Genomic DNA, 6,630 nt, shown 5'->3' with positions numbered 1-6,630 from the left:
CTTTAATATTACTTGCATAACTTAATCATACATTTATTACAAGCTAATCACAATCTAAATACAAATCATGTTTTAATACCTTTTTATGTTTTTAATGTATCTTTTAATCTTTTGTTTGTTAGTAATGTTTGTATTGTATGTTTTATTAAGTTTGTATCTAGTCTTTAATGTTTTTGTATTGTGTGTAATTTTAATTTGTATCAAAGTATTAATTAATTTGTAATTTTGTATTGCTTAGTTTGTAACACTTTGTAAAGTGAAAATGTAACTTATAAACTTAATGCAAAAATCATATAAAAATTACTTGTATTTTTAGTTATAATTGAATGGTATTTTAAAGGGTTAAAATCTTTAAAATATGTGTTATTTTACTTGTAATTTTATGTAGTAATGAAAAAAGGATACACAAAAAGTAAAAAGGGCTTTTTTGCTTAGTGTTTAGAGTATCGGTATTTAGGGCATTTGGAGTGTTTTTTATAACGCTAGGGGTATATAAAGGTTTTTATATTCATGGAGGAGAAAGCTATGGCGATAATGGAGGGATAGACTTAGCTAAAGAAGACACGAGATTCTTTAAAGTCTTAGAATCTATCAAAGAAGAATATAAAGAGGTTTTAGAATCTATTCAAGATGATAAGGGTAGAATGGTAGTAAGACTTGAGGTGGGGTATGGGGAAAGGAAGAGCAAGATTGATTTGAGAGGACAAATAACGCCAAATGGTGGAGTTGTAGAGTGGATTTCGCAGTTTGATAACACAAAAGAGGGTATGGGAGCAAAAGCTGGTAATACGGCGTGTTTTGCTACTTGTTATGAAATTTTACAAAGGAGTAAGCTTGGTAGTGTTTCTGGCTACAAAACCAATCAATATATTGTTGCTACGGAAAAAGGATTGGATTTAAAGCAAGATTCACAAGGAAGGGTTAATATATCAGCACCAATTTTACAAGGAACTCAAGCAAGCAAAATCGATGGAAATTTTGATACAACAAGACAATCTGAATATATAAAAATTACCCATGAAGCAAAAGATGGGATAGCATATTTGGATTCCGAACTTGAATCCGGTTATCCTGTATTAGTGGGAGTAGATCATACTTATGATAAAAGGATTCATAACAATAGAGATAGATATAATGCTCCAGATTATGCCACCGACCATTACATTGTAATCGTGGGTAGGGGTTATGATACTAAAGGCTTATTTTATAGATTCTATGATGTGGGCACAAGATATAAAAACAAAGGCATAAGTGATGAAAATAAATTGTATCTTAAGGCTGATAATTCACTGCGTGGCACAAGTGAAGTCATAAATCGCAAGACAAATAAGCAGTATGAATTTGTCGTAACGCAAATTAGAAAAAATAAACACTAAAACTTACAAGGAGGAAGCAATGAAAAGGCTAATACTAGCGATATTCTCTATAAATATTATGTTTGCCGATGTGTTGCCAAAGACATATTATGGCAAATGGATTTTATTAGAAAAGCCAAATAAAAATGAAAAATGTAAAGAAATATTTATAGATTCTAAAAATACAGAATGCCTTGTGATACACAATACAGAGCCACAAGCGTATGATGGAGAAATTGAGCCCGATTATATTATGCTTGATGCACAAAATAATACAATTGCATATCGATATTTTATGGCGGACTATTTACTAGAAGATTCTATTTCTGTGAGAAAGCACAAGGGAAGTTATATTTTCAGGATTCAAACAGAAAGCACATTGGAGAAAAGGGAAGTGGAGAAATGGGTATTAGAACCGCTAAGAGATTCTGTATTGGTGTATTGGTATAAAACATTTGATATAGATAGTATCAATGAAAAGTATGGATATGAAAAGAATTTCTATATCAAAGCAGAAAGAGCAAAGGAACTTGGTATCCCTGTATATTAAATCTATGAAGTTGGCACACATAGTATTAATGAAAGAAAATATCAATGGGGAACAAGCGACAACAATAGGTTATACATACAATCTAATTTTGTGTTGAGTGGACAAACACAAATAGGAAGTAAGAAAAATTACATTGTAACGCAAGTGCGGGTTAATATAAACTAAATATAAGGAGCAAACCAATGAAAAAGCTAATGCTGTATATATCTCTAACAATCTTTCTCAACGCACAGACAATGGATTTATGGGATACAAATTTTTATGAAATAAATAAAGAGAGTGGCAAAAATTGCTTAGTAGCTGATATAAGCGGATTTAGCCTAAGATTAAATAAAAAATTGCAAAAAATGATTCGTAACTTTGCTATGGAGGCTGCAAGCTTGAAAATTATAAATGTGCAAACAAAAAATAATCATATATCCATAAAAGCTGTTTCTGTGCCACATAATTGTAACGAAATAGGTGTTAGTAAGTGTTTAAATGAACCTATACAAAACACTACTTCTTACTCACAAGAATTTAGCGTGTTTGATGTTGAAATACTTAATGACCATATGCTCTCTGTCAAAGATGAATTTGGAATAAGGTTTTATACAAATGATGTGAAACAATACACATTGTGTAAATCTCAAATAGAAGTAGAAGAGTAGATTTATCCTTGTTTAACAACCACTCTCACCAAGCCAGATTGCAAACCCTCTTTATCCCTTAGATTCAATGGTAAAGAAGTAATGATACTAGAGTGGGGAGAGGTGAAAAGAGATAAAAGCTTTAAATTAGACCCTTTAAGTTTAAATAATCCAAAAGATTCTATTATAGAATCTAAAAAGTATTTTGTAAGGATAGAAAATCTAGCACACATTCCTTTATCTCAAAAAATATATTCCCTAGATATATATGATGAAAGCAAGAATAAAATAGGAGTTATTACAAATAACAATACGCAAAATATAATCAATACAGAGCTTTTAATAGATGATAGTTTCTGCGAACTAGCAAATGTATTGCTAGAATATCAAAATCAATATGGACTAAATGAGGTAGGGCTAGAGGTGGGGTATGAAAGAAACAATGAAATTATATTCCCGCTTAAAGTAAAGCCATTGAATGATAAAGGATTGAGTTATGATTGGAGTATTAAGAATTCTACAGACAAAAATGCAAGTCAAAGTGTTTATGGTAGCCGCAGAAGTGGCGGAACAAGAAAACACGCAGCAAGGGATTTATATACAAACCCTTTAACCGAAGTTATTGCGATTGCAGATGGAAAAGTATTGGAACAAAAAAATTTTTATGAGGGAACTTATCAAATAACCGTTTTACATGAAACCTCTCAATATGGAAAATTTATTATTAGGTATGGAGAAATGGATAAAAATTCCATTTTGGTTAAAGATGGAGATGAAATAAAGCAAGGACAAATCCTTGGAAAAACAGGAAAAATGAATGGCATTAAAAATTATATGCTACATTTTGAATTTTATACCAATGGCACTAGAGATGATGTTAAAGGCAATGGAGTTTTGACGATGAAAGGCAAAAATGCTTTTCAAAGAAGAGATGATATAGCTGACCCGCTAGAGATTCTGCAAGAAGGATATAAAAATACTTTTGATAGTAAAGGGAGGGATAAATGAGAAAATTGATTGTGTTGTTTGGATTTTTGGTGTTTGCGTATGCCCAAGTAGCGATAGAAAGAGAATATGATTCTGCATATCAGCAAGAAGTTTGCGGTAATGATTATGAATGCTCTGCTAATAAAGATTTTATCCCTAATGTTAGTATCAAAGAAGCCTTTGAGCAAGATTTACAAAAAGAAATCCAATTTCCAAAATATGAAATAAGAGCGTTGATTTATAAAAAAATTCTTGCTTTGGGTATGCCTAAAGAGAGCCTAAACACAACCTTTGTGATTACAATGGATAATCAAGATTATAAGGTGGAAGTAATATTTATAAAAAGCAAAAATAAGCTCATAGTTACTTATACAGTTGAAGTGGAAGAAAGCATAAAAACCTATATAAAAACACCCAATGGTGTTGAGATTTTTAACCATACTTCAATGTTGTGATGTAAATTTATCTTACATAGAAGAATAAAAATGAACAAGCTGATACATTTACATTCCCCAACTTATAAAGCAAAAAAATATACTACACATACCAAACTAGATTATAAACCTACTTTATCACTTAAATTCAATAGTAAAGAATTACAAATACTAGAATGGGGAGAGGTGAAGGGGGATAAAAGCTTTAAATTAGATCCTTTAAGTTTAAATAATCCAAAAGATTCTATTATAGAATCTAAAAAGTATAAAGTTAAGCTAGATAATATCCCAATGATTATTAAACCACAAGAATCTTATAGGCTTTATATCACAGATAAAGATGGCTATAATAAAGCAACACTTACAAATCATAACACACAAAATATCATTGATTTTGAAATACTCATAGATGATAGATTCTGTGAGTTAGCAAATGTATTGCTAGAATATCAAAATCAATATGGACTAAATGAAGTGGGGCTAGAGGTGGGGTATGGGGAGGAATTGTCGGAAAGATTGAGTGAGCATTTTTGGGTTAAAGATATGATACAAACAAGTTATGGACAAACGTATATAGATTTAAACAAGAAATTTGCAATGCAACTAGAAAATAACAAACAACTGAAAAAGCTATGTACAGAACTTGAAAAAATTAGACAATTTGCTCTAAATAATGGCTATATGCTACAAATTACCTCTGGAGTTAGATGCCCTGAATTAAACAAAAAGCTTGAACCTAATGCTTCTAAAACATCACAACATTTAAGTGCTTCTGCGGCTGATATGATTTTTGTTAAAAATGGCATATCCTCTAAAGAAGGACTAAAATTGATTTATAAAGCCCTATATAGTAGTAATCCAGCAGAAAGAATACAAGGTATAGATAGAGACAAGACTTTTAGCCAAATTATCATCGAAAGAAACAAAAATTCTGTTTGGCTACATTGTGCCATTTTTGATGATAAGTATGTTGCAAATAGGAGAATGCAATATGGTAATCAGTGGGTAGAGAAAACAGAGTATAGATACTCACCTAATGGACAAGCAAATAATTGCCCATTCTTAAATAGCATTAGCGATTTAGATAAGATTTAATACACCAATGAAAAAGGAGCAAAAATGAAACTTTTATTTTACATAGGCTTGGTATTTGGGTTTATAAATATTCTCAATGCACAAAATGCGGTATTAAAGACTGATAAAGAATTAGGGCTCCAATATCACAATATCCCTTGTAAAGAGATTCTTGATGGACACAGCTTTGTTAAGGATAGTAGCATTTCTACTTGTGCAGACAAGATACTTAAAGAATACGTCATAGAGGCTAATTTAGAGAATGCGTATCAAGAATTCATTGCTAATCACCCTGATAAAAAGGCTTTTAAGGAAAGCTTACCTACACAAAATCTACAATATGAATACGATAATCTTGAGCTATATAATGATACAATCAATATTGTCTATGAATTTGTCAATCCTAAATTTATGGTCTTAAGCATAGGCTATGAAAATGGTGTGGTATATTATAGCTTTAGACAGGTAGATTCTACACAGACACGCATTGAGGTAAGAAATTTTTATTTTAATGATTAGTCTCTAATTGCAAGATAAAAACGCAAGAATAACAAAAAAGTGAGAGTAAGCCAATGAAGTGGATTGTATTATTTCTGTTGTGTTTAGGAAATGTTTATGCAGGAGTTGTGAATCTAAGTCAAGATAAAGCCAATGAGATGATAGGACAGAGAGAAAAATTTTTTACCCAAGTCTTTTTAGTGCCTTATGATACATCAAAACTTTCACTAGATTCTGGTAAGAAACTAGCTTTTATAGATTTATGTAAGTATCCGGCTAAAGGCTATGAATTTCCTTGTGGTAAGGTAAATAGTGAAGAAGTAGGGATAAGAAAATATTTTATCAAAGCCACAAGTATAGAAGAAGCATACAAGATATTTGAGGCAAAAGAGCAAAAACTGCAAAAAAATGTCAATATGTATGACTATGGAGAGGAAGAAAGCAATAAAGATGATGAAGTAGGAAGCTACTATGTTTGGGATAATATGGGGAGATTTTGGGTTATTAATATGGGGTATGATAGTGGCAGTATCACGATTTATACACAAACAAAAGATTATATTGAGGTTATACATCAATGGAGTGTAGATTGGTAACTTTGTATGCAACATATTACAGAATCCACTCTAAAAAATATGAAAAGATAGACAACACAGATTCTATCCTTGAAATAAGGATAAACAATACACAAAAGCCATTAAAGATAGATATTACCTTAGAATGTGAAGCTATCTATTATGGGTATAACCTCATTCAATGGGCATATATATGATACTCCCTACAAAAGAATATAATCCAAACAAGACAAGGCTACAAAAAGATATAGATTATTATGAACTCCCAAATGATATTTATAAGGGAAATATAATAACATTTAATCCTAAAGAATATTTACAACAATCTCACAGCAATGCACTATCAAATCAACCAAACTCTAAAGATAATCCTCCCAACAACTCCAATATCTTACACAAGGAGATTATACTTTAGTTATCTTTGCCTATAAACAAGCACCAGCCTATTAAAGTAAAGAATTATACCACCCATACCAAACTAGATTATAACTCTCCCCTATCTCTATACTTCAATGGTAAGGAATTACA

General features: G+C 31.0%; 10 protein-coding genes. All 10 read left to right on the top strand.

Going from position 1 to position 6,630, the window contains the following annotated elements; all coding sequences use genetic code 11:
* Nucleotides 1-434 precede the first annotated feature (434 nt).
* Nucleotides 435-1,376 (top strand): hypothetical protein, encoded by a 942-nt coding sequence (locus C6H17_RS06525; RefSeq protein ID WP_040462934.1) that lies wholly within the window; start codon nucleotides 435-437, stop codon nucleotides 1,374-1,376.
* A gap of 19 nt (nucleotides 1,377-1,395) precedes the next feature.
* Nucleotides 1,396-1,905: a hypothetical protein gene (locus C6H17_RS06520; protein ID WP_005220069.1), complete on the top strand. Its 510-nt coding sequence runs from the start codon at nucleotides 1,396-1,398 to the stop codon at nucleotides 1,903-1,905.
* A gap of 182 nt (nucleotides 1,906-2,087) precedes the next feature.
* Entirely contained in the window at nucleotides 2,088-2,555 is a 468-nt protein-coding gene (locus C6H17_RS06510) for a hypothetical protein (protein WP_005220068.1), read from the top strand.
* Between the two features lie 81 nt (nucleotides 2,556-2,636).
* Entirely contained in the window at nucleotides 2,637-3,542 is a 906-nt protein-coding gene (locus C6H17_RS06505) for a M23 family metallopeptidase (RefSeq protein ID WP_005220067.1), read from the top strand.
* The gene (locus C6H17_RS06500) at nucleotides 3,539-3,976 is read left to right on the top strand and encodes a hypothetical protein (protein WP_005220066.1); all 438 of its coding nucleotides are present in this window, start codon (nucleotides 3,539-3,541) and stop codon (nucleotides 3,974-3,976) included. The genes C6H17_RS06505 and C6H17_RS06500 overlap by 4 nt, the downstream gene beginning before the upstream one ends.
* Before the next feature lie 30 nt (nucleotides 3,977-4,006).
* Nucleotides 4,007-5,050 (top strand): D-Ala-D-Ala carboxypeptidase family metallohydrolase, encoded by a 1,044-nt coding sequence (locus tag C6H17_RS06495; protein ID WP_005220065.1) that lies wholly within the window; start codon nucleotides 4,007-4,009, stop codon nucleotides 5,048-5,050.
* A 24-nt stretch (nucleotides 5,051-5,074) separates the two neighbouring features.
* Nucleotides 5,075-5,548, top strand: a complete 474-nt coding sequence (locus tag C6H17_RS06490) for a hypothetical protein (protein WP_005220064.1) — start codon at nucleotides 5,075-5,077, stop codon at nucleotides 5,546-5,548.
* Nucleotides 5,549-5,601: 53 nt separating this feature from the next.
* Nucleotides 5,602-6,123: a hypothetical protein gene (locus C6H17_RS06485; protein WP_005220063.1), complete on the top strand. Its 522-nt coding sequence runs from the start codon at nucleotides 5,602-5,604 to the stop codon at nucleotides 6,121-6,123.
* Nucleotides 6,105-6,299 carry a hypothetical protein gene (locus C6H17_RS12915; protein ID WP_005220062.1) on the top strand — a complete coding sequence of 65 codons (195 nt, stop codon included), beginning with the start codon at nucleotides 6,105-6,107 and terminating at the stop codon, nucleotides 6,297-6,299. The genes C6H17_RS06485 and C6H17_RS12915 overlap by 19 nt, the downstream gene beginning before the upstream one ends.
* The gene (locus C6H17_RS12910; RefSeq protein WP_005220061.1) at nucleotides 6,296-6,517 is read left to right on the top strand and encodes a hypothetical protein; all 222 of its coding nucleotides are present in this window, start codon (nucleotides 6,296-6,298) and stop codon (nucleotides 6,515-6,517) included. Before C6H17_RS12915 ends, C6H17_RS12910 begins: the two co-directional genes overlap by 4 nt.
* Nucleotides 6,518-6,630 lie beyond the last annotated feature (113 nt).

The sequence above is a fragment of the Helicobacter rappini genome, from assembly GCF_900198625.1.
GTDB classification, from domain to species: Bacteria; Campylobacterota; Campylobacteria; order Campylobacterales; family Helicobacteraceae; genus Helicobacter_A; species Helicobacter_A rappini.
The sequence above is the reverse complement of the archived record's forward strand: the minus strand, read 5'-3'. Positions and strand labels throughout refer to the sequence as shown.